The sequence below is a fragment of the Fluviicoccus keumensis genome, assembly GCF_004217445.1.
GTDB lineage: Bacteria > Pseudomonadota > Gammaproteobacteria > Pseudomonadales > Moraxellaceae > Fluviicoccus > Fluviicoccus keumensis.
In genome coordinates, this window is record NZ_SHKX01000013.1 from 359,483 (window position 1) to 381,914 (window position 22,432).

19 protein-coding genes are annotated in these 22,432 nt (G+C 63.0%); 8 read left to right on the forward strand and 11 right to left on the reverse strand.

Going from position 1 to position 22,432, the window contains the following annotated elements:
- Positions 1 to 7: 7 nt before the first annotated feature.
- Together EV700_RS12530 and EV700_RS12535 are read left to right on the forward strand one after the other, a co-directional pair.
- Positions 8 to 499: a DUF2505 domain-containing protein gene (locus EV700_RS12530; protein WP_130414264.1), complete on the forward strand. Its 492-nt coding sequence runs from the start codon at positions 8 to 10 to the stop codon at positions 497 to 499.
- A gap of 62 nt (positions 500 to 561) precedes the next feature.
- Positions 562 to 1,053 (forward strand): DUF2505 domain-containing protein, encoded by a 492-nt coding sequence (locus EV700_RS12535; RefSeq protein ID WP_130414266.1) that lies wholly within the window; start codon positions 562 to 564, stop codon positions 1,051 to 1,053.
- Positions 1,054 to 1,074: 21 nt separating this feature from the next.
- On the opposite strand, the gene EV700_RS12540 is transcribed toward EV700_RS12535, so the two are convergent.
- On the reverse strand, positions 1,075 to 1,911 hold the full coding sequence (locus tag EV700_RS12540) for a lysophospholipid acyltransferase family protein (RefSeq protein WP_130414268.1): 837 nt from the start codon (positions 1,909 to 1,911) through the stop codon (positions 1,075 to 1,077).
- A 191-nt stretch (positions 1,912 to 2,102) separates the two neighbouring features.
- Between EV700_RS12540 and EV700_RS12545 the strand changes: the two genes are divergently transcribed.
- The 3 genes from EV700_RS12545 to EV700_RS12555 all read left to right on the forward strand — a co-directional run bounded on the left by EV700_RS12545 (position 2,103) and on the right by EV700_RS12555 (position 4,687).
- Positions 2,103 to 2,822 carry an SRPBCC family protein gene (locus tag EV700_RS12545; protein ID WP_130414269.1) on the forward strand — a complete coding sequence of 240 codons (720 nt, stop codon included), beginning with the start codon at positions 2,103 to 2,105 and terminating at the stop codon, positions 2,820 to 2,822.
- A 154-nt stretch (positions 2,823 to 2,976) separates the two neighbouring features.
- Complete coding sequence (locus EV700_RS12550) at positions 2,977 to 3,582, forward strand: hypothetical protein (RefSeq protein ID WP_130414271.1); 606 nt, start codon at positions 2,977 to 2,979, stop codon at positions 3,580 to 3,582.
- Entirely contained in the window at positions 3,572 to 4,687 is a 1,116-nt protein-coding gene (locus tag EV700_RS12555) for a helix-turn-helix domain-containing protein (protein WP_130414273.1), read from the forward strand. Before EV700_RS12550 ends, EV700_RS12555 begins: the two co-directional genes overlap by 11 nt.
- A gap of 140 nt (positions 4,688 to 4,827) precedes the next feature.
- Here EV700_RS12555 and EV700_RS12560 read toward each other — a convergent pair whose 3' ends face one another.
- The 4 genes from EV700_RS12560 to EV700_RS12575 are packed head-to-tail and all read right to left on the reverse strand — an operon-like array spanning position 4,828 to position 10,480.
- Complete coding sequence (locus EV700_RS12560; protein ID WP_242610261.1) at positions 4,828 to 6,813, reverse strand: acyl-CoA synthetase; 1,986 nt, start codon at positions 6,811 to 6,813, stop codon at positions 4,828 to 4,830.
- The gene (locus EV700_RS12565; RefSeq protein WP_130414275.1) at positions 6,743 to 8,377 is read right to left on the reverse strand and encodes a bifunctional 3-(3-hydroxy-phenyl)propionate/3-hydroxycinnamic acid hydroxylase; all 1,635 of its coding nucleotides are present in this window, start codon (positions 8,375 to 8,377) and stop codon (positions 6,743 to 6,745) included. Before EV700_RS12565 ends, EV700_RS12560 begins: the two co-directional genes overlap by 71 nt.
- 3 nt (positions 8,378 to 8,380) lie before the next feature.
- On the reverse strand, positions 8,381 to 9,340 hold the full coding sequence (locus EV700_RS12570) for a fumarylacetoacetate hydrolase family protein (protein ID WP_130414277.1): 960 nt from the start codon (positions 9,338 to 9,340) through the stop codon (positions 8,381 to 8,383).
- 33 nt (positions 9,341 to 9,373) lie between these two features.
- Positions 9,374 to 10,480 (reverse strand): VOC family protein, encoded by a 1,107-nt coding sequence (locus tag EV700_RS12575; RefSeq protein WP_130414279.1) that lies wholly within the window; start codon positions 10,478 to 10,480, stop codon positions 9,374 to 9,376.
- A gap of 107 nt (positions 10,481 to 10,587) precedes the next feature.
- Here EV700_RS12575 and EV700_RS12580 point away from each other — a divergent pair, with 107 nt between their 5' ends.
- Positions 10,588 to 11,244, forward strand: a complete 657-nt coding sequence (locus EV700_RS12580; protein ID WP_165391465.1) for a TetR/AcrR family transcriptional regulator — start codon at positions 10,588 to 10,590, stop codon at positions 11,242 to 11,244.
- A 126-nt stretch (positions 11,245 to 11,370) separates the two neighbouring features.
- On the opposite strand, the gene EV700_RS12585 is transcribed toward EV700_RS12580, so the two are convergent.
- From EV700_RS12585 to EV700_RS12595, 3 genes are all read right to left on the reverse strand, one after another.
- Positions 11,371 to 11,865, reverse strand: coding sequence for a hypothetical protein (locus EV700_RS12585; protein WP_130414283.1), 495 nt, complete (start codon positions 11,863 to 11,865; stop codon positions 11,371 to 11,373).
- A gap of 124 nt (positions 11,866 to 11,989) precedes the next feature.
- Entirely contained in the window at positions 11,990 to 13,039 is a 1,050-nt protein-coding gene (locus EV700_RS12590; RefSeq protein WP_130414285.1) for an AraC family transcriptional regulator, read from the reverse strand.
- A gap of 104 nt (positions 13,040 to 13,143) precedes the next feature.
- A complete protein-coding gene (locus EV700_RS12595) occupies positions 13,144 to 14,226 on the reverse strand; it encodes an oxygenase MpaB family protein (RefSeq protein ID WP_130414287.1) in 1,083 nt (360 codons plus the stop codon).
- 196 nt (positions 14,227 to 14,422) lie between these two features.
- Here EV700_RS12595 and EV700_RS12600 point away from each other — a divergent pair, with 196 nt between their 5' ends.
- Positions 14,423 to 15,262 (forward strand): metal-dependent hydrolase, encoded by an 840-nt coding sequence (locus tag EV700_RS12600; protein WP_130414289.1) that lies wholly within the window; start codon positions 14,423 to 14,425, stop codon positions 15,260 to 15,262.
- A gap of 28 nt (positions 15,263 to 15,290) precedes the next feature.
- Here EV700_RS12600 and EV700_RS12605 read toward each other — a convergent pair whose 3' ends face one another.
- Entirely contained in the window at positions 15,291 to 16,127 is an 837-nt protein-coding gene (locus EV700_RS12605; RefSeq protein WP_130414291.1) for a type IV pili methyl-accepting chemotaxis transducer N-terminal domain-containing protein, read from the reverse strand.
- Between the two features lie 235 nt (positions 16,128 to 16,362).
- Entirely contained in the window at positions 16,363 to 16,905 is a 543-nt protein-coding gene (locus tag EV700_RS12610) for a PadR family transcriptional regulator (RefSeq protein WP_130414293.1), read from the reverse strand.
- A gap of 117 nt (positions 16,906 to 17,022) precedes the next feature.
- Between EV700_RS12610 and EV700_RS12615 the strand changes: the two genes are divergently transcribed.
- Entirely contained in the window at positions 17,023 to 18,696 is a 1,674-nt protein-coding gene (locus tag EV700_RS12615; RefSeq protein WP_130414295.1) for a phytoene desaturase family protein, read from the forward strand.
- A 106-nt stretch (positions 18,697 to 18,802) separates the two neighbouring features.
- Here the strand turns inward: EV700_RS12615 and EV700_RS12620 are convergent, their stop codons facing one another.
- Entirely contained in the window at positions 18,803 to 22,426 is a 3,624-nt protein-coding gene (locus EV700_RS12620; RefSeq protein ID WP_165391466.1) for a two-partner secretion domain-containing protein, read from the reverse strand.
- Between the last annotated feature and the right edge of the window lie 6 nt (positions 22,427 to 22,432).

Genomic DNA, 22,432 nt, shown 5'->3' on the forward strand with positions numbered 1-22,432 from the left:
ACCCCCCATGAAATACAGCGAGCGCATCGATTACCCGCAGACCAGCGCCCAATTGCTGCCCGTCTTCAGCAACCCCGCCTTCTTCGAAGCCAAGTATGCCGCCACCGGCGCGCACGACATCCGCGTGCTGGACATGAAAAAGGGCAACGGCCGCTTCCAGATCAAGGTCAGCCGCAAGGTGCCCACCGACGTGCCCATCCCGTCCTTTGCGCGCAGCCTGGTGCCGCAGGACATCACACTGATCCAGACCGACAGCTGGGATCTGGAGAAAGGCACGGGCTCGCTGGATATCGAATTCGTGGGCATCCCGGTGCGGGTACATTGCGAGTTGCTGCTGAAGGATGTGGCGGGCCAGGCGGTGGAAGACCTGCATTTCGACATCAAGGTGAATGTGCCGCTGATTGGCGGCAAGCTGGAGAAGCTGCTGGCGGATGACCTGAAAGTGAAATTCACCAAGGACACGGCGGTGACGATGGGGATGCTGCCGCAGTACGTATGAAGTCATGCCGGAATAAATGTTATCATTGCTCATGTCCTTGCCGCCGGGCCTGAGCAATCGCCATGAAATTCCGTGAAACCATCCGTCACTGCCTGCCCGCCGGGCGCTTGCTGAGCGCCTACGCCAACCCGGCCTTCTACCCCGCCAAGTACGCCGCCACCGACGCCCGCGACATCCGGGTGCTGGACACCGACAACGACGACGGCCGTTTCCATATCCGCGTCAGCCGCACCGTCCCGGCGGAGATTCCGGTGCCGGCCTTTGCGCGCGGCTGGTTTCCGGGGGAAATCACGCTGGTGCAGACCGACCGCTGGGATCGGCGGTCGGGCACGGGCTCGGTGGAAATTGAATTCACGGGGCTGCCGGTGCGCATTGATTGCGGACTGACGCTGGCGGAAACGGACGGGGCGATGGTGGAAACGCTGGATTTCGAGATCCGGGTGGATGTGCCGCTGCTGGGCGGCAAGCTGGCCAAGCTGCTGGCGGAGGATTTGCAGCTGAAGTTTGCGAAGGATACCGAGGTGACGCTGGCGCTGCTGCCGGAATTCGGCTGAGCGCCCGCGCCGGTTTTTTCCCTACCGTCCCAACCTGCCCGCCATCCGCGCCCGCAGCTCCCGCTTCGGATCCTGCTCACGCTCGGCCAGCAGGTCGCGCAGGCCGCCGCTGACAATCGCCTCGACACGGTTGCGCAGCGCCAGCGCCCCCTCCTCGATCGGCAGGCGGCGGAACTCCGCCGGGTACACCGGCGGGAAGAAGCGGAAATACATGCGCTGCGGCTTGGGCAGCAGGGTCGGCCCGAAGCCCTTGAGCACCGGCGGCAGCTCGTCGGCCTTGAGGTCGGTATGTTCCAGCAGCCACTGGCCCAGGCGGGTGTCCTGCAAGCGGCCGTTGTCGTAGAGGATGTCCCAGCAGTCGTCCGCGCCGACGGTGGCGAAAGGCTGGATCGGGTAATTGTTCTCGATCGCCATCCGCGCGAAGCCGGTGCGGTTCTTCCAGCGCAGGGTGTGCTGCTCGCCCTGCCGCTTCATCACTTCCCCGCCGCCGCCGGGATAGACCAGGATGTGTTCCCCCGCCCGCATCATCGCCGCGCAATTCTCGCGCGTGCCGTCCACCGCGCCGTTGGCCGTCAGCCACGGTCCCCAACCGGGAATGCGGAAATGGGCGTGCAGGCCCAGCGAGCGCATGACGATGCCGTGCCGCAGGTACAGCTCGCGCATCATCAGCGAGGCGTCGGCAAAGGCGAGGATCGAGTGGTTGCCGACCCACAGAGACGGCCGATCAGCGTCCACGTGCTCGTGCCCGGAGAATTCCGGGGTTACGATCCAGTCCCAGGCGGCATAGAAGCGCCGCCAGCGTTCGCCGATCTTCAGGCGTTCCTCATCCGTATATGGGGTGTATTGCCCACTGTTCATGCCGCACCTCCAACCCGTTCACCCGTGGCCCAACGCCATTTGTCGGTTAATTCCCGAACAATAATGAAAATACTTCATAAATGAAAATTATTCAAATATAGTTCGCCCACGCCGCCAAACCCTTGACGGCGATCAAGAACGGGCGCGCGATCGCACCCGATCCTGTTTACGATGGAGTGCGGGGGTTGAACATGAAAGACAGGCGGATCAAGCGGTTACTGGGGGTGCTGGCGGTGTGTGCGATATCGGCGGCCCATGCCGTTGACGAAGAGGACCAGGAATTCGCGGCGCTCCAGTATCCAGGGACGAATGAATGGCGGCTGTTGAAAACGGACAAACGGCATGCCGTGACCACCTACTACAAACGTGAAGACCACAAGATTTTCCGCTCATTCAAGGTCGAGGCCGAATTCGACCAGCCGCTGGACGTCTCGGCCTGCCAGCTGCTGGATACGGAGAACTACCCCCGCTGGTTCATGAATGCGGCGGAAAGCAAGCTGTTGCGGCGCATCTCGGATACCGAGTTTTACTTCTACCTCCGCTTCAAGGCTCCCTTCGGACTTCCGGACCGCGATATCCCGCTGCATGTGGAACTGATGCCTTACTCCGGCAAAAGCGGCGCGCTGACGATCCGCTTCACCGGCGTGCCGCACCAGATCCCCGCCAGGCCGCCGCTGCTGCGCTTGCCGGCCTGGGAAGTGGTGACGCGGCTCACGCCCTTGCCAAACGGCCGCAGCTCGGAAGTGACCGAGGGCTATGTCGAGCCGGGTGGAAACACCATTCCCGCCTGGCTGGTGAATTATTTCCAGCGGCAGATGCCGTATGCGAACACGCTGGCGCGGGGGCGCGACATGGTGCGCTATGCGAAGGCGGATGAACGGTGTCCGTACCGGATCAGGCAGAAGGAGTGAACCAAGGCGAACCATTCGCTCAAGACCCTTTTGAAACACAAGCATCTTGGACGACAAATGACGTCATAAGCTGTCGCTTTCCAAAATTAACACAGCTTGACAAATATTTATTTTTACCCAAAAATGACGACTTAAACCTACAGTGGCGGTCTTCATGAAAAAGCCTTGGGAAATTTGCGTCGATCTACAACTTGACAAGTTGACCTTTCTAGCACGTCTCTTAGCTGACATCACTGCTAATATTGTGGATCGACATGATCCAACGATCGGAGATACAAACACCTCCCTAGGTATGCGTATCTATGAATGCCTGAAAACCAATATCATCTGGCTAAGCAGCAAACATGACTGGCTGAACATTCTAACTCCTGGCGGTCGATTTACTTTCACCATTGGATCAACGCCGATGCGTTTTTGGAGTGGCGAATCGCCAGAAAAGCTCCCTTCAGGCAAGCTAATCAGATCTGAAGAGGCCCTCCTCCAGCTAGGATTATTGGACTCCCCCGATCAGACTCAGGATCTGATTTGGTATTGCGTCCTCGGCCGGAATGATAAGCGGACCATTGACCGTGTCCATTTCGTCGCATACGACCACTCAGAGGAAATTTGTGCCAGACATGACATAAACCTGAATGGCGTTCCTAGCAAGATAGCGCCCGTCAGCGACTCCCGTCCTCAGGCTATTGAGTTGCCCTCGGCTGCAACTCGCTTGGCCCCCAAGAAACCCAAAAAACAAGACGACTCCGCAAATGGAGACTAACAACTTCCATGGCGACCGGTTACGGCTGGCCCGGCTGATGTCTGGAATGACCCAACAAGAGTTGGGTCATTGGGTTAGCGTGTCCAGACAGTTTGTTCATCAAATGGAAAGTGGAGACAAAAGCCCAGCTGAGGATGTGTCTGCAGCTCTCGCGGAAGTGCTCAAGGTAAAACCTAGCTTCTTCAACCACAGCATCGTCAACGATGTTAAATACGAGCAATGCCATTTCCGGAAAAGGAAGACAACTCCTGTCGGTTTAGCCAACCGCGTCTTGGCGCTTGGAACAATTTTCGAACTTCTGGTAGATATTCTTGACCACCATCTCGAATTGCCCGAGCCAGATTTCCCTGCTGCACAGGTCGATAATCCAGATGCTGAAGCGCTGGAGAGAGAAGCCGAATCGTGTCGGAAACATTGGAATCTGGGGCTGATGGCTCCCATAAGCAACATGGTCAGAGTGCTGGAAAACGCAGGAGCAGTCATCACGAGTTTTGATGATGTCTCTGACAAAGTGGATGCCTTATCCATCAACAGGAAAAGGCCCATAGTGGTCCTGAACCGTAACAAGGGTAGTTCTTGCCGGATTCGCTTTGACCTCGCACACGAGTGCGGGCACCTGATCCTGCATCAAGGGCTTGAGACGGGTTGTAACCAGACTGAGAAAGAAGCTGATTGTTTTGCCAGCGCATTCCTGTTCCCGAGAAGTGCATTTCTAAAAGAGTTTGAAGGGTGCGTTGGGCCAACACGTATTCGCTGGGAAAGGATTTACTCCCTCAAGCGCCGTTGGATGATGAGTGCTCGGGCAATTATCTATAGGGCTAACTATCTGGGGCTTCTAACTGCCCAGCAATACCGCACCGCAAACGTTTTTCTCAGTAAAGGAGGGCGAACGGAAGAGTACGATGATGAGATTCCCTATGAGAATCCGGAGATTCTTGGCGCAGCTTTAGACATCATCTATAGCAAAATGGGGGTTTCTATCTTCGATATAGCCGACTCTCTTGGGGTCAGTGAAGAAATCATCGCCCAATTGACAGGCTACGACCTTTCAAAGCAGGCCCAAGCGAAAAACGTAACGAGCCTACTTCTTCATCGCAAAGGCTGACCCCAGTTCATTTGCGTGCTGTAGCCTGCCGAACCTTAAACCTCACAGACCAACGCTGCCCGTACCGGATCAGGGATTAAGAGTAAACCTGAAAGCGCCATGGACCACCGCTGTCCATGGCGCTGAATCACAACGGTGAATCACCCCTCCCCCCACTCCACCGCAAACGCATACCCCCCCAGCACCTCCCGCAGCGACGCCGCTTCCCCCCGCACCTCCACCCGCGCCACCAGCCCGCGCCTGCTGTCCTGGAACACCTCCAACCCGGCAGGCTCCACCCCCAGCGCCTCGCACTCCCGCCGGATTACCCCCTCGATCTCCCGCATCTGCAGGGTCGGCTTGAAGATCTTGCCCACCGCCGTCACCGGCATGGCGTCCAGGAAGCGGATCGTCTTCGGCAGGGCGGCGCGCTCGGCGATGCGCGCGGACAGGAATTCCAGCAACTCCGCCTCGTCGGCCTGCTGGCCCGGTTTTAGCTGCACATAGGCCACCGGCAGTTCCCCGGCATAGGCGTCGGGCATGCCCACCGCCGCCGCCATCGCCACCGCCGGGTGCGCGTGCAGCGGCTCCTCGATCATTTTCGGGTCGATGTTGTGGCCGCCGCGGATGATCAGTTCCTTCTTGCGGCCGGTCAGCCAGAAATAGCCGTCGCCGTCCTGACGGCCCAGATCGCCGGTGTTCAGCCAGCGCTCACCGCCCATCTCCACCCACAACCCCCGGTTGTGCAGCGGATTCAGGTAACCGGCGAACACGTTCGGCCCCCGGATCACCAGCACCCCGACCTCGTCGGTCGCGGCATCGCGCGCGTACTGTCCGTCCTCGTCCAGCAGCACCGCCTTCATCGCCTGCCAGGGCAGCGGCAGGCCGATCGAGCCGATGCGCGACTCGCCGTGCGGCGGGTTGATCGACGACACGCAGGCCCCTTCCGTCAGGCCGTAGCCTTCCAGGATGCGCACGCCGGTGGAAGCCTCGAAGGCGCGGAACAGTTCCACCGGCATCGGCGCCGCGCCGCAGATGGCGAATTCCAGCGAGCTGATGTCGAGGCGGTCGTGCGGCTGTTGCAACAGCGCCGCGTACAGCGTCGGCACCCCGGAAAAGAGGTTGATGCGGTAATGCGCGACGATCTCCCAGAAGCGCGGGATCAGGTTCTTGCCGCGATAGCCCTGCGGCGTGCCCAGCACGACATGGTCGCCGCGCATCCAGCTCATCAGCCCGGTCACCAGCTGGCCATTGACGTGGAACAGCGGCAGGCCGCAGAAAATGGTGCGGGTGCGTTCCGCGCCCTCGCCCTCCATCACCCGGTTCACCGCCCAGGCGTCGAAAACCTCGCTGCCGTGGGTTCGAACGGCGATCTTGGGCAGGCCGGTGGTGCCGCCGGTGCAGAAGTACGAAGACGGCTCCTCCGCCCGGATCACGCGGCCGCTGAGCAGCCGGTCGGCGGGCTGGCGCTTCATCAGGCTGCCCAGATCGACGAGGGTCAGGTTGCGGACGCTGTGCCGCTCGTGCATCGCCAGATAGCGCAGCACCGGCCCCTTCACCCCGACGTAAGGAGCCATATTGACCCAGACCACGGTGCGCACGTCCGGCATCTGCCGCAACTGCGCCTTCAGCTTCGGCCACAGATCGACGCCGGGCGTCGGGGCCACCGTCACCAGCACCTTGGCGCGGGCGGTGCGCACCAGCTCGGCAATCTGCGGGCCTTCCAGCAGCGGGTTCACCGCCATGGCAATCCCGGCCGCCTCGCCGCCCCAGATGGTGAAATGCGTTTCCGGCAGGTTCGGCAGCACGAAGGCCACCACATCGTCCTTGGTCACACCCAGCGCATGGAAGGCGTTGGCGGCGCGGGTGATGTCGGCGAACAGTTCGCCATAGGTCCAGCGGTGCGCGCGCTCGAAGCGGTCGGCGTCGAGGAAGAAGCTCAGCGCCGTGGCGGACGGCGTGCGCCGCGCCGCCTCGCGCAGGGCGTCGTAGGTGCTGGCGGGCAGCGCCGCCGGGTCCAGGGGCTGCGCTTCCAGCGCGCGGATATCGTCAAGACGGCGGATCGGCATGATCGGCTTACCCCCGTCCGGCCAGCAGGGCCAGGCTTTCACCCACCAGCCGGTCGATGCGGTCGGCCGGGCCGTCATGGACGATCACCCGGTCGGGACGCACCACCGCCGCCCAGCCCACCGGGGCCAGCTCCGGCACCAGTTGCCCGGTCAGGTCTTCCCAGCCCGAACCGCCCGCCTGACCGCGATGGCGCAGTTGCAGGTAACCGCCGCCCGCCACTTCCCAGGCGGCGCGTTGCGCCGGGCTCAGCAGGCGCTGCGGATCCACCCCGAAACCGATCAGTGTCAGCTGCTCGCCCATCGCGTCATCGCTCCACGCGCCCTGCCCGTCAGCCCCGCGCAGCCAGGCCTGCGGCAGGTGGTTGCCGCGATCCAGCCGGGGATGGCGGACGCGCGGCATGAACAGCCCCTCCTTGAAGCGGTTGCGCGGCTTGATCTTCAGTTCATCGAACAGCGGCCGCACCGGCGGCAGGCGACGCAGGTTCTTCACCAGCTGCGAGGAGAAGGCCCCCGCCGCCGGGTTGACCGGCTTGATCAGCAGCCCCATGGCGCGCGCCAGATCGATCATCGCCCGCGCGTGCGGACGGCGCTCACGGTCGTAACTGCCGAGGATGGCGGGCGCGGCGCGGCCCTGCAGCACCCAGGCCAGTTTCCAGCCCAGATTGGCCACGTCGCGCAGCCCCGCCACCATGCCCTGCCCGACAAAGGGCGGCGTGATGTGCGCGGCGTCGCCGACCATGAAGACATTGCCCTTGCTGAAGGACTCCGCCACCCGCGCGTGGAAGCGGTAGACGGCGGTGCGCTCGATTTCCAGGTCATCCGCATTGGCCCAGGGTTTCAGCAGGTCGCGGATGAAGGCGGGTTGCAGCACCTGCTCGCGGGTCTCGCCCGGCTTCAGCATGAACTCCCAGCGCTCGCGGCCGCCGGGGGCGGTCATGTGCGGCACCGGCCGGTCGGGGTCGCAGGTGAATTCGATATCGTTGATCGGCGCGCGCACGTTGCGGGCATCGACAATCAGCCAGTCCTGCTGGTAGGTGTCGCCGCCGAATGCGATGCCCAGCCGGGTGCGGATGGTGGAACCGGCGCCGTCCGCCGCGACCAGATAACGGCAGGTCAGGGTCTGTGGCGCGCCGCCCGCCACCGCCAGTTGCAGGACAACATGATGCCCCTGGTCGATGAAGTCGGTCATCTCCGCAGACACCACGGTGCGCACATTCGGATAGCCCGCCAGCGAGCGGCGCAGCGCGCGCTCCAGCTCCGGCTGGTAGAACGTCACCAGCTTCGGATGGCCATCCAGGCAACCGGCAGTATTCACCCGGCCGAACTCCCCGGCATAGGGCGATTGCAGACGCACGCGGGGAATGGCGATCTTCTCGAAGGCATCCTCGGCCAGCCCGGCCATTTGCAGGATGCGCAACGCCTCGTTGTCGAGGGCGATGGCGCGCGGCATCGGCAGGATATCCTCGGCCTTGTCCAGCACCAGCGTATCGATGCCGTAGCGGCCCAGCAGGTTGGCCAGCGCCGCCCCCGCTGGACCAAAACCGACAATGACCACGTCGGCATGCGCGGGCAGGCGGCCCTGTTCAATGGAAACGATCTTCTCGTCATTCGTGACGCGGACTTTCTTCGCGGAAGCGGTCATGGCTCAATTCTCCCCGACGATGGTATGACGCTGGACGCCGAGGTCGAGACGGCCGTTGGCGCTGACAATACGCACCTCCACCACATCGCCGTCCTTCAGGTACTGCGGACGGCGCTGCTGCGCCTTCAGGAACAGGCTGAAGCGGACGGGATCGGGCAGCAGCGCGGTGGCGCGCACCACGGCGGGCGACGGCAGGCCCAGCGCGCAGCCGGACGGCGTGCCGGTCATCAGCACATCGCCGGGGTTAAAGTCGGCAATCTGGGAGAACTCAGTCAGCGTCTCGGCGGGCTTGAACACCAGGTTGCGGGTCGAATCGTTCTGACGCACCTGCCCGTTCACGCTCAGGCTCAGGCGCAGGTCGTCCAGCAGCGGCATGTCGTCCTTTTCCAGCAGGCACAGCACCGGCCCCAGCGGACAGAAGGTGCGGTAGCTCTTGCCCTTGTGGAACTGCATCTGCGGAATCTGCACGCAGCGGGCGGAGACATCGTTGCCGATGCAGATCCCGGCCACGAATTCGTGCAGGTTGGCGGGCGTCACCGTCACCGCCGAGCTGGTGCGCTGGCCCAGCACCAGCGTCAGCTCGACTTCATAGTCCAGCAGCGTCACATGACGCGGACGGACAATCGCGCCGACCGGATCGTGGATCGACGCCGAGGACTTGGTGAAGAACATGTTGAAGCGCTTGGCGTCCGGGTCGACGCCGGAATCGATCATGTGCTGGCGGTAATTGGCGCCCTGGCACATCACCTTGCCGTCGCGGGTGACCGGCGACAGCAGCGTCAGCCCCGCCAGCGGCACGGACGGCTGCCCCGCCGCCGCCTCGCGCAGCGCGGGAACGCCCACGGCCAGCAGCGCCGCCGTGGTCTCGCAGGGAATCGCCAGCGGCGTTACCCGCTGTTCGTGGAGGACGCCCCAGCGGGCGGACTGGTTCGGTTCGGCAAATCGGACAATCGACAGGGACATGGCGCAAACTCCGGAACAGGGGGTAAAAGCCGCTCAACCGGCGGCGCGGACCAGATGGATGAGACGACGCAGGCTGAGGTCATCGCCGGCGCGGTCGCGCAGCCGGGAAATGACGGTCTGCAGCAGATGCAGCGACGGCGTCTTGCCCGCCATGTCGGCGGTCACGGCCGGACCCCACTGGTGCAGCGCCTCGCCATCGAAACGGTGGTAGCCGGTGGGTACCGAGGCATCGAAGAGGTCGCCGTCGGCGTAGTGCTCGAACATGTCGCCCTCGGCATCGCGCCAGTAATCGAAAATCTGGCTGCCGAGGATGTGGCGGCCGATGCCCCAGGTATGGTGATGCCGGCGCTGCTTCAGCAGCTCGCCCGCCGCCACTACCGCATCCAGGTCGGGCAGCTCGAAGGCGGTATGCAGGTGACCAATCTCCACCGCCGAACCCATGGCGATGGTGTGGTGGTCGCTGGGGGTATCGCCGCGATCGCAACGGATAAAGGCCACCACCGGCACCGGGTCATCGTCCAGCATCTGGAAGTCGGACACGATCAGGCCGAAGTTTTGCTGGTACCATGCCAGGCTGGCGGCGAAGCTGGTCACGCCCATCACCGTGTGGCCGAGCTTGTGGATGCGCGGCGGATGTTCGAAATCGAGGCGCACGGTGCGGTTGATGCGCGGCGTGTGGCCGGGCCGGTTGACGGGTACGGCCTCGCCATGCATCAGTTCCGGCAGCGGCGTCCAGCCGTGCATCACTTCCACCAGCAGGTTGTCGGGATCGCGCAGGGCTACCAGGCGGCCGCCGCGCTGCGGCAGGTTGTCCGTCACCGCCACGCCGTGCGCCGCCGCCAGCTTGTCCAGATCGGCCGCGTCGTCCACGGTCAGGCTGAAACCGAGATAACGGGCCGGACCGCGTTCGATCACTACGCCGGCGGTCTGGTCGCCGGTGCCGCGCAGCAGCGCGAGGTTGCCGTCGTTGTGGATGCAGGTGAGGCCGAAATCGCTGAAGAAGGCCACCGCCCGCTGCAGGTCGGGACGCGACAGGCGGATGGACGCCAGGCCGCTGACCTTGCACACGGGGTTATCAGCGCGCGGCGGCACCGCGCAGAGACGGGCCAGGGAATCCTGGTCGAAAGATGAGGAAGACATATCCGGACTCCGGGTGTATGATGTGATTATGAAACTATTTCATTTTTGAAAGACTTTCAAATGTTTTTTGGGCGCACGCCCGAATTCCGATGAACGGGAGGAAAGCCATGACGATCCGCAAGCGGGACCGAACCCGGGAAAAACTGCTCAGCGCCGCGCAGGAACTGATGCTGGAAGGGGGCTTCGCCGCGCTGGGCATCCAGCAGCTGACCGAGCGCGCCGAAGTGGCGCTGGGCACCATCTACAACTATTTCCGCACGCGGGAAGAAGTGGCGGACGCCGTGGTGGAATTGCTGATCCAGTCCTTCCTGCAGTCAATGACGCGCATCACCGCCGGCCTGACCGACCCGGCCGAGATCGTCTCCGCCTCGATCCGGCAGACGCTGGTGTGGATGAAACCGGGCGGCGAATTCGGCCGCCTGCTGTTCGTCAGCGGCCTGCCGTTAACGCGCTATGTCTACCAGACCCGTCAGGGCTTCATGGCCGACATGCAGCTGGGCCTGCGCAGCGGCCGTTTCCACGTGGCGCACGAGTCGGTGACGGCGTCGATGATTGCGGGCGGGGTGATGGCGATCCTGCTGGACCTGTTTCTGGGCCAGGTGCAGGACGATGCGATTCCGGATGTGGCGGAGCAGTCGCTGACGCTGCTGGGGATTGCGCCGGAGGAAGCGCGGCGCATTGCGCGCCTGCCGCTGGATTTCGAGCCGGTGCCGGGGTTTCCGTTGTCGGCGATCAAGTATTTGCCGCCGATGGAGGCGGCTTGAGGGGGTTAAACCGTAGGATGGGTTGAGGCACGAAACCCATCATTCCGAACACAATCAACGTGATGGGTTTCCTGCGTCAACCCATCCTGCGGGCTGCGGGCTGATTTATCCGCACGGATGTTTCGTTTAGGGCAAATGATTTGATTGTAGAGACAAAATTTTTCCTTCGAAGACCTTCACCGTGACATTTGGGTCGTCCCTGATGCGTAGTGCATGTCCCAAGGGGGTGATAAAACCACAATCGCAGCCACCCGCGATTTGGGTGCGAAATGATCTACCTCCAACGCTAAACACGACATAGCCGTAGCCCGGCTTATAGAAGCGATCGGTTATGGTTAGTGGGCCGGTTAACGATTGCGTCTCATTACTGTAAATCGCATTGCGGCAGCGGTAGGTATCAATCAGACCTTTGATATTACTAGCGGCAACGATACCAAAAAAAACGAGTCCACAAAAACCTTGAATGACTAGTCCGAAACGCTCCGACACCCCCCGCACCCGCTTAAACCAGCACTTGCGTGTATAGGTGGCATGGAGAAGAAAAAGCCCCACCAACAAGTGTGGCGTTGTAAAAAATAGAAAACCTAAGGATAACGGAGCAGTAGCAGCGCTGTAATGCATGGATGTCCACCGGACCTGTAGTAGAACGTAGGATGGGTTGAGGCACGAAACCCATCATTTCCGAACACAATCAACGTGATGGGTTTCCTGCGTCAACCCATCCTACGGGAAACGGGCCGAAACCTCACCTCCCCAACCGCATCCCCCTGAACTCACTCGGCGTCCTCCCCGTCCATTGCCGGAACGCCCGCGTGAAATTCGCCGGATCCGCATACCCCAGCAACTCCGCCACCTGCCGTATCTCCAGCGCCGGATTCTCCAGCAGCTGCACCGCATCGCGTCGCCGCACATCCTCCAGCAGCCGCAAATAACTGCCGCCCTGCGCCTGCAAGCGCCGCCGCAAGGTGCGCGGCGACAGGTGCAAGCGCTCCGCCAGCGCCTCCGGGTCCGGATACCCTCCCGGCCCCAGCAGCATCGCCGCCCGCACCTGCGACAGCACATCATCCCCCGCCTCGCCCACGCCCAGCAGCGCCAGCTCGCGCTCGCACTGCGCAACCGCCAGTTCCAGCGCATCCGGGCTGGACATCTCCAGGGCATGATCACGGAAACGGCGGGGAATGCGCAGGCGGGTGGACGGCATCTCGAAGCGCACCAGCGGCAGGCGCTGGCGGAAGCGCTCAAAATAAGGCGGCGGCGGGCTGGTGAACCAGAATTCGGCTTCCGGGTTCTGTCCGCCCAGCAGGAACAGCAGGCCCCGGTAACAACTGGTCAGGATCAACTGGTACATCACCTGCAGCAGCGCGTCCGGCATCGGCAGCTCGCTGTGCAGTTCAAACACCAGCCCGTCGGGTTCATCCTTGTAGGCCAGCTGGATGCCGCGCCCGCGCAGCAGCCAGAACCGTTGCAGGTAGCGGGCGGCCTGGTCCAGCGTGCCGCAGCACATCAGCAGGTAGCCCAGGCTGCCGTGCGCGGTCAGCGGTTGCTGCGCGCCCACTTCAAAGCCCACGCCCTCGTCGCCCGCCAGCCGCAGCACCGACGCCACCAGTTGCGTGAATTCCAGCGGAGACACCCGCGCGGCGGGGTCGGCCAGCATTTCCGGCACCAGCCCGGCGTCCTGCAGCACCCGCTCGGGCGGCACGCCGCGCTCGCGGGCGCGTTCCAGATACAGTTTGGGATAGGCGACCGGCATGTGCGGTTTGTGCACCCAGTCCATCCTGTCGCGCAGTTGACTCACCTTGACCACCCATGACAAGCCGCTTGTCTACCGAGACTGTCACGAATGCCCGCGCCCGGCAATGCTCCGGGCGACAAAGTCGCGGGCCGGAGGGACAACCGGCCTCAGGCGATTTCCTTGAAGGCGCGCTTGCGCGGCTCCGCTTCCAGCCCGTTTTGCAGCAGGCGGCGGATCCAGCGGAAATTGACCGCGCGGCTGGCGGCGGCATAACCGGGCAGGCGGTAGTGCGCCAGCGTGGCGGCGCGGTTGGCGGCTTGCAGGGCCAGAATGGCCGGTTGCCAGCGCCGGTCTTCGGGCAGGTTGTAGAAATCAGCCGCGCCCTGCCCCAGGCACACCCGCGCCAGCGCGTGCAGGAAGCCTTCCTTGAGGAAGAACGGCGGTTGCCCGGCCACGGCCGACAACACCGTGCGCGCCATCATCCGGCTTTCTTCGGTGGGGTGGTACTGGTGCGCGCAGACGCGCTCGTACAACTCGATTTCCTCTTCCACCGAATCGGTCAGGAAGAATTCATCGACGCCGTGCAGCCAGCCCGCGTAGCGCCAGAAGTGATGCAGCGCTTCGCGGTCCTCCCGCGACAGCGACGCCCCCAGCCGCTCCATGCCGCGCACCGACAGATAATCGAATTCGATGACGGTGAAGGCCATGTCTTCCTGGTTGATCGGTTCGTCGTAGAGGGTGGTGTCCCAGCCGCGCGCCCGCAGGTACTTGCGCACCATGGCGTGCAGCAGCCGTACTTCCAGCGTGATGCGGTGCCCCGCGCCGCCTGGACGCATGCCGTCGGGCTGGTGCATGTTGTGGCTCATCTGCGCGGTTTCGTTCAGGCGGTGCAGCACGTCCTGCTGCAAACGGCCGGTGGCCACCAGCACATGCACCGCCTTGCCGCCCATGTAGCCTTCCACCAGCGAGCCGGTCAGCAGCGCCAGCGAGCGCACGTTGGTGAAGGCCAGGCTGACGCGCCGCGCCTGCTCGATCTTGTCCCAATCCACCCAGTCGGGCACGGTGTTGACGGTGTCGAGGAAAGCCCGGAACGGCCCGCCCTCCTCGCGGGCGCGGCGCTCCACTTCCTCCAGCATGGCGGTGGGGCGCTGGCGTTCGATGCGGGCGGCGACGGCGTCGGCCAGCGGATCGCAAACCTGGCGCATGCGTTGCAGGGCTTCCGGGGTGAAGCGGTCAGCGGGGGTGGACATCGGGCGGTCTCCGCGAAGGCAGGGCTGGAATTCCGTCCAGCATAATGCAAAGGGTTATTCGCATTAAACTTGCATTTGCCGCCCCTGACCGCGAATGACAAGCGACTTGTCCGCGCGCGCCCTCACGCCCCAAGCAAATGCTTGGTTACGCTCAGGTCATAACAAGCACTCCCCCTGCCTAAGAAGGAGTCCCGCCATGACCGCCGCCGTCCGTCTGCAACCGCCGCACGCGCATGCCCTGAAAGTCCGCCGCATGGACTTCGATTTCCCCGATGACATTCCCGAATTCTGGTACGGCAACGACCCCTTCCGCACCCTGCTGCTGTCGACGCTGTCGGCCGGGTTTCCGGAGGGGGAACGCTTCTTCATTGACTCGGTGCGCCACTTCCGCGACCGCATCAGCGACCCGGAACTGCAGAAGGCCATTTCCGCCTTCATCGGCCAGGAGGCGCACCACTCCAAGGAACACGACGTGCTGAACCGGCTGATGAAGCAGCGCGGCTACAACCTCGGCCGCATCGAGCGCAGCGTCACCATCGGCACGCAGATGTTCCGCGAGCGCCTCAGTCCGGAACGGCAGCTGGCGCACACCGCCGCCGTCGAGCATTTCACCGCCATCATGGCCGAAGGCTTCATGAAGGATGACAGCATCTTTGGGGACATGGACCCGCGCCTGGCGCAACTGTGGGCCTGGCACGCCATCGAGGAAACCGAGCACAAGGCGGTGGCCTTCGACGTGTTCAAGCAGGTCAGCGGCGATGAATGGATCCGGCTGTCGCAGATGGCGCTGACCTCGGCGATGTTTGTCGGCTACACCAGCTATGACTTCTGGCGGCTGATGCGCGACTCCGGTTATGGCCGCGACCTGGGCCTGTGGCTGAAGGGCATGGATTATTTCTGGGGGCGCAAGGGCGTGTTCCGCAAGATGATTCCCGGTTACCTGAAGTATTACCGGCGCGATTTCCATCCCTGGGATCACGACAGCACGTCGCTGGTGGAACGCATCAAGCGCAAGTATCTGGGCGACAAGGCCTGAGCGCCCCGCCGCCCCGATCCGTCGACGGCTAGTTCCGCGCCAGTGGCTTGCTGGTCACCGACGCCGGTTTGCCCGCTTCCTGCACATACAGCAGGGTGATGTCCTGCATCATCTTCAGGATGGTGTCGGACGTGCGGGCGATGATGTTGGGCAGGAAACGCCCGTCCTTGTACTGCCGGAATCCCGACTTCGAAAAATCCCACTGCGCGCGCAGTTTCAGCAGGCTGCTGTTGATCTGGGCGGTATTGGTCTTTTCCGCTTCCAGCAGGTTGAGGCCGTTCTCGAATTCCTGCATGGTGTTGTTGAAATCTGCTTCCAGCCCCGGCGTCGGCACTTTCCAGTACATGGCCAGGTACAGCTTGGCGATGCGCTGGCTGAGCATGCGCTGCCGTCCGGACAGGTTGACCAGCTTGGCGGGCTGCGACCCGGCGGCGCGCTGCACCTGCGTTACCAGTTCATCGCTGCGCGTCATCAGTTCGTCGCTGGCGCGCATGATCTCCAGCGCCGACTCGCGGCTGGGCGCGGAAATGGCCAGCACGCGGTACATCGACCAGGCCTGCTGCACGCGCTGCAACCGCGCCTTCACCTCCTTGTCCTTGCCGGCGGCGTACTCTTCCAGTTCCTGGATGCCCTGTTCGAAATCGGCGGTATTCTGGTCCAGGTCGCGCTGGGCGATCGCGGCATCCACGCCGGTGCCGACCATCAGGAAATTGCGCGCGATCCGCTGCGCCAGCATGCGCTGCGCCCCGGCCTTGTTCACCGCCTGCGCGTCGCTCAGCACCGCCCAGACCGGCGAGGATAATCCCAGGCCCGCCATCACCAACAGGCAAACCGCATAATAATGACAACGTCCGGATATATTCATGTTATCAGCCCTGCATTCTGTTTTTATTTACGGCGAAATAACCGCCAACGGAGGTACAGACTGCTAATCCAGACTGGATGTGTCATTGATTTTTATCAAAAATTATTGGAATATCGAGTCGATCCCGTCACAAATAATGATGGACGGGATATTACCATTAGGCCGTTACCGCATTATCCCTGCAAGGGAAATCAGGGTTTTCCCTATATTATAATCAGGATTATCCCGATACCCGTCATCCGGCCGCCCGGGGCAAGCCGGCAATCACTTCCTCGCACCACTGCAGCCAGGCCTGTTCGTACAGCACGCCCATGCGCAGGGTCTGCTGCGGGAAGAAATACCGCTGGCGGCGCTCGGCCGGCGCCGCCGCGAAATAGGCCACCAGCTCCTCGTAGGTTGCCAGCGTCCGCCGGTGCTGGTCACGGTGGCGCTCCAGTTCGGCCAGCAGTTCCGACGGCGGCAGCCGCCGTCCGGCGAACAGTTTCACCAGCAAGGGGTCGCGAATCTTCAGCGGCGTCGCCGCCGCCGCCAGCAGCGCATCCAGCTCCCGCCCGCCGCGCTCGTTCAGCGTATACACCTTCATGTCCGGCTTGCCGTCCTGTTCCACCTCGGCGCAATCAATCAGCCCCTCGGCGTGCAGCGCGTGCAGTTCCTTGTAGAGCTGCTGGTGACTGGTATGCCAGAAGAAGCCCGCCGAATTCTGGAAGCGGCGCAGCAAGGCGTAGCCGGAAGCCGGTTCCAGGTCCAGCATCGCCAGGACCGCGAGGCGCAATGACATAGTTTCCCCTATTCTTGAAAGGTCTGACCGTTTGTCGGATGAGCCAGTCTAGCACACTTGTCATATGCAAAAAATTGCATATACTGGCGAAAAACCACCCCGCACCGGAGAGCACCCATGGCCGCCCTGAAACCCAGCACCCTGCGCATCGGCAACCGTTACCGCGCCTCGCGCCTGAAAGGCCCCTACGACGCGCTGATCGTCGGCTCCGGCATCGGCGGCCTCACCACCGCTGCGCTGCTCTCCGACCTCGGCTGGAAGGTGGCGGTGTTCGAGCAGCACTACACGGCGGGCGGCTACACCCACAGCTACGAGCGCAACGGCTACGAATGGGACGTGGGCGTGCACTACATCGGCGACATGGGCACCGACACCATGAGCCGCCGCTTCATGGACTACCTCTCCGGCGGCAAGCTGGACTGGGCGCCGATGGATCCGGAATACGACCGCTTTTTCATTGGTGACAAGGTGTTCAACGCCGTGGCGGGCAAGGCCGAATTCCGCGCCAACCTGCTGAAGGACTTCCCGCAGGAAGCCGCCGCCATCGACCGTTACCTGGAACTGCTGTCGGAAGTGGGCAAGGCGATGCGTCTGCACACCATGGGCCGCCTGCTCTCCCCCACGCAACTGAAATTCGCGCAGCCGGTGCTGTCGCGGCTGCTGCCCAAGACCTTCCAGCGCACCACCCTGGAAGTGCTGAGTGAATTGACGCAGAACCGCGACCTGATCGCCGTGCTGACCGGCCAGTGGGGCGACAACGGCCTGCCACCCAGCCGTTCCTCGTTCATCATCCACGCCATGATCGCCCGCCACTACATGTTCGGCGGCTTCTATCCGGTGGGCGGCAGCTGGAAGATCGCCGACACCATCATCCCCAAGATCCAGGCGGCGGGCGGCGAAGTCTTCACCTATGCCAAGGTCAAGGAAATCCTTGTCGAAGGCGGCAAGGCGCGCGGCCTGCTGATGGACGACGGCACCCGCATCGAATCCAAGGTCGTCATCTCCTGCGCCGGGGTGATGAACACCTTCGAGAAACTTCTGCCGAAGCCGGTGGTGCAGAAGGCCGGGTATGACCAGTACCTGAAGAAGGTCACCCAGAGCTGCGCCCACCTCGGCATCTACGCCGGGCTGAAGGGTACGCCGGAGGAGCTGGGCCTGCCAAAGACCAACTTCTGGATCTACCCCAGCAACGACTACGACCATGACCTGCAGCGCTTCTTCAACGACAAGAACGCGCCAATGCCGGTGGTCTACATCTCCTTCCCCTCGGCGAAGGACCCCGATTACGCCCGCCGTCATCCCGGCACCTCCACCATCGAGATCGTGGCCCCGGCCCCGTACGAATGGTTCGAGCCGTGGAAGAACACCGTCTGGGGCAAGCGCGGCGAGGACTACGACGCGCTGAAGAATGCGATGGGCGAGCGGCTGATGGAAGCCTTGTATGAAAAGCTGCCGCAGCTGCGCGGCAAGGTTGATTACTACGAAGTGTCGACGCCGCTGTCCACCGAATACTTCAACGCCTATGACCGCGGCGAGCTGTACGGCATCGACCACGACCCGCAACGTTTCAGCCAGAACTGGCTGACGCCGAAGACGAAGATTCCCGGTTTGTACCTGACCGGTCAGGACATCCTCTCCTGCGGCGTGGTGGGCGCGATGATGGGCGGCGTGCTGACGGCGCTGACGGTGGGCGGCTTCAAGATGCTGCCGGTGCTGAAGGATGTGATGAAGGGGAACATCCGGCCGGTGGGACCGAGGTTGACGACAGGCGGGGCGGTGGCGGAAAGCTGAGCCGCTACGCGACCGCGACTGACTGAAAACGCCCCGAAATCGGGGCGTTCCTGTCTGAGGCAGCAGCACCGGATCTTTGGTGAGTCTGCCGCTTTGACAAGCCGGACTACTGGATCACGATCGTACCGGTGACGGGCGTGCTGTCACCATTTTGGCTGAGTTCCACCGAAACCCCACTCCCGGCAATCGCCGTGACAGCCCCGGCCATGAGGCCGATATCGGCCTGAAGCGGAACAATGACGTTCAGCTCGGCATCGGTGCTACTGGTATTCAGCGTTGTCGTGGACTGGGCATCCTGTAACACCATCTCACCTCCGGTGCTCAGTGTCAGCGCCTCCGCCTGTACCTGGGTCGCATTCAGGGTCGTATCGCCGCCGCCGCTGAAATTCAGCGTTCCGCCCGCGCTGACGGTTCCACCGCTGACCGTGGTGGAGCGTTGGTCGTAACTGGTCGCTTGCAAGCCCAAATCGGCGCTCAGGCTCTGCAAATCGCCGCCATTGAGACTGACACCGACCGTTGCCGAAGCGGCTTCGGTTTCGCTCCGGGTATAGGTGGTGTCGGCGGTAGTCGCCAGCACCAGATCACCACCGGCGCTGAGCGAGGCATCGCCGGTAACGCTGACGGTGCCGGTGGCCACCAGATCACCCCCGGTGCTGATTTGCAGGTCGCCGCCACTGGTGATGGTGCTGTTGACGGCCTGGGTGTCCAGGCTGCTGCTTTGACCTGTCTGATAGCTGCCGCCGACACTGACATCGGTGACGGTGAACGTGGGTTGCAGCAAGGGGCTGATGCCGGGCTGACCACTGACGCTAACGCTACCGCTGCCGCCTTCCGTGCTGCTGGCGCTGGATTGGGTGTTGGTGGCGGCAACTATCAGGGTGGTGCCGCCGCTGCTCAGTTGGGTGTCGCCCTGGCTCTGGATCTGGGTGCCGGTCAGGCTGGTATCCCCGGCGACCGTCACCGTGACATTATCGCCGCTGATGCCGGCCCCTTGCTGGGTGGTCTGGGACTGGCTGCTGTCGGTGGTGGTCACGGCAACCGTTGCACCCACTGTAACGGTCGCCGAAGTGTTGACGCTCACGCCCAAAGTGCCGTTGCCCGCCGTGGTGCTGCTCTGGCTTGCGGTCTGGGTTTGGGCAACATCAGCCGTCAGCGTGCCCGCACTCAGGTTGACATCACCCGTCGCATTCAGTTGCGTACCTTCCAGCGTCAGGTTGCCGCTGGTGGATACGGTGATACTATCGGCCTCTACGGTTGATGTGACGGCGGTGCTGGTGCTGGAGGTGGCGGTTGTTGTGCTGCCGCCGGCTTCCACACCGACACCCACCGAGCCGGTACTGGCGATGCCGGTGAGTCCGCCACTGCTGGTCGTGGTCGTGCTTTGAGTAGTCGAGGTATTGGCTGCCGCAGCGATGGTTACATCGGCGCCGCTGACGCTGGTCGTGCCGCCACTCTCTACGCTGCTACCGGTAATGGCTACGGTTTGCTCCGCGCTCAGCGTGGTGCTGCCGCCGGACTGCAAACTACTGCCGGTAACCTCGCCCGTGACGGTGGTGTCCGTCGTGGTCACGGTTTGAATACCCACGCTGCCCTGAGCCTGGGTATCAGTGGTCGCGCCGGTTGTATAGCCGGAGGTCACGCTGCCGGTGGTGGCGGTGGTGGCCTGCCCCGTGGAGTTGGCAATGGTCAGGCCGCCGGCCGCCGTGATGCCGATGTCACCGGCGGCTTTGAGCAGGCTGCCGATGATGGCGGTGTCGGTGGCGCTGATCAGTTGAATGTCCGCCTCGGAGTGTAAATCACTGCCGGTGATGATCTGCTGCTGGGTCTGGGTGCTGCCGGAACTGGTGGTAATGCCGAAGACGGTCTGGGTGGAGCCGCTGGTCTGGGCCAGGGTCTGGCCCGTGGCCACGTCGATGCCGATACCGCCGGTACGGCTGTAGGCGTACACCCCGGTGGCCGCCTTGACGCGGCTGCCGCGCACGCGCACGTCCCCGTCGGCGGTCAGATAGGCTTTGCCGCCCGCCTGCAGGTCACTACCCTGATACAGGGTCTTGCTGTCGCCGCTGCCGGTGTCGGAACCGCCAAACAAGCCGCCGGTATTGGAATATACCGCGCTGGCGGCTTGCGAGGTTTGATAGGACTGGGCGTCGACCTTCAGCGCCCCGCTGGCTGACAGCAGGCTGTCGCTGCCGCTCTTGAGCCGGGCGGCGTTCAGCGTCAGGTCTTGACCGGCACCCAGCGCCAGATTCTTGTTGGCATCCACCCGGCTGGCGAGCAGGGAGCGGTTGTCATAATTGTTGGTGGTGGTGCTGTTATTGATGATGGTGTTGTTGGCCTCGTTCTCGTAATACGAGCGCAGGTCACGATTGACCGCCGCGTTCAGCAACAGGTCATTGCCGACATTGAAACGGATATTGCCTTGCGTGCTGACAAGCTGGGCGCCGGTCAGGCTGGCATTCTGTACCGCGTCCAGGTTCAACTGGCCGCTGGCGTTGATACGCGCACCGTGCTGGGTGGTGGTGTCGCGCGACTCGGTCTTTTGATAGCTCCACCAGTTGATGGCGTCGCGGTAGTAGTAGCGGTAACTGTCGGTGGTGGCCTGGGTGTTCAGGTTCACGTTCTTGCCGGCCAGGGTCACGTCCGTGCCATTAAGGTCGGCGGCGTTGATATTCAGACTGTCGTTGGCGTTGACGCTGAGCGTGCCGCAGGCGTTGAGCTGGCTGCGGGCCATGCTCTGGCGCTTGTCGGTTTCATCAATGTCGAGGTACTCGCGACCGGCGCGACCCCAGTTCCACCAGTTGCTGTGGGAGTGGTAGTCCTTGGCGGTGCTGTCGCTGACCTTGCCGCGAACCGTGAGTTGATCCGCGGTGAGGTCGATGTCGGTGGCGTTGAGCTGGGCGGCGTCGAGATTGACGCCGACGCCCGCAGCCGTGGACAGCAGGGAAATGCGACCGGCCTGCATGGCGCCGAACAGCGTGGAGTCATAACGGCGGTCGGTGTTGACCAGCGCTGTACCGGCCGTGACCTGGCCGCTGGCGGCGTCGACGGTGTTGTTGCCGAGCACCATGCTCACTTGCTGGCCGCCTTTGACGTTACCGCCGATACGGGCGCTGGGGGCGATCAGGCGCAGCATATCGGTGCCGGTGGCGCTCACTACGCCATCCACTTGCAGCGTGGCGTCAACCTTGCTGGTTTGCAGCGACTTCAGTATGCCGCCTTCGACGGTCGGCGTGGCCACGGCCAGGGTGGCCTGGCTGACGTTAATAAAGCCGCAGCCGTTGCAGCTGATGCCGTTGGGATTGGCCAATACCAGCTCGGCACGCTGACCGAACACTTCCTGCTGGCCCAGCAATTGTGATGGGTTGGCGCTGACCACCTCGTTCAGGATGACACTTGCATTCCTGCCTTGCAGGTTGACGTTGGCCCCAACCTGACCGGCAAGTTGCGAAGTCCCTGCCGTCAGCGCATTGTTGAGCACGGCGCCTTGCGCACCGACGTTGAAGTCGGTGTAACGGTTATGCGACAGCCCGCCGGCTGACGGCGTGGCGATGGCAACCACCGGCACCCCGTTCTGGGTGTTAACGGTGGTGCCGCTGCCCGAAACCGCCGCGATGCCGGCCGCCAGCGCGCTGAGCGGGAAGGCCGGAATCAGAAGCCCGGCAACAACAACCGCATAAAAGCGGCTTTGAGGGGTTTGGCTTTTGATGCCCGCATGTTTTGTGATTGTCATGGAGTT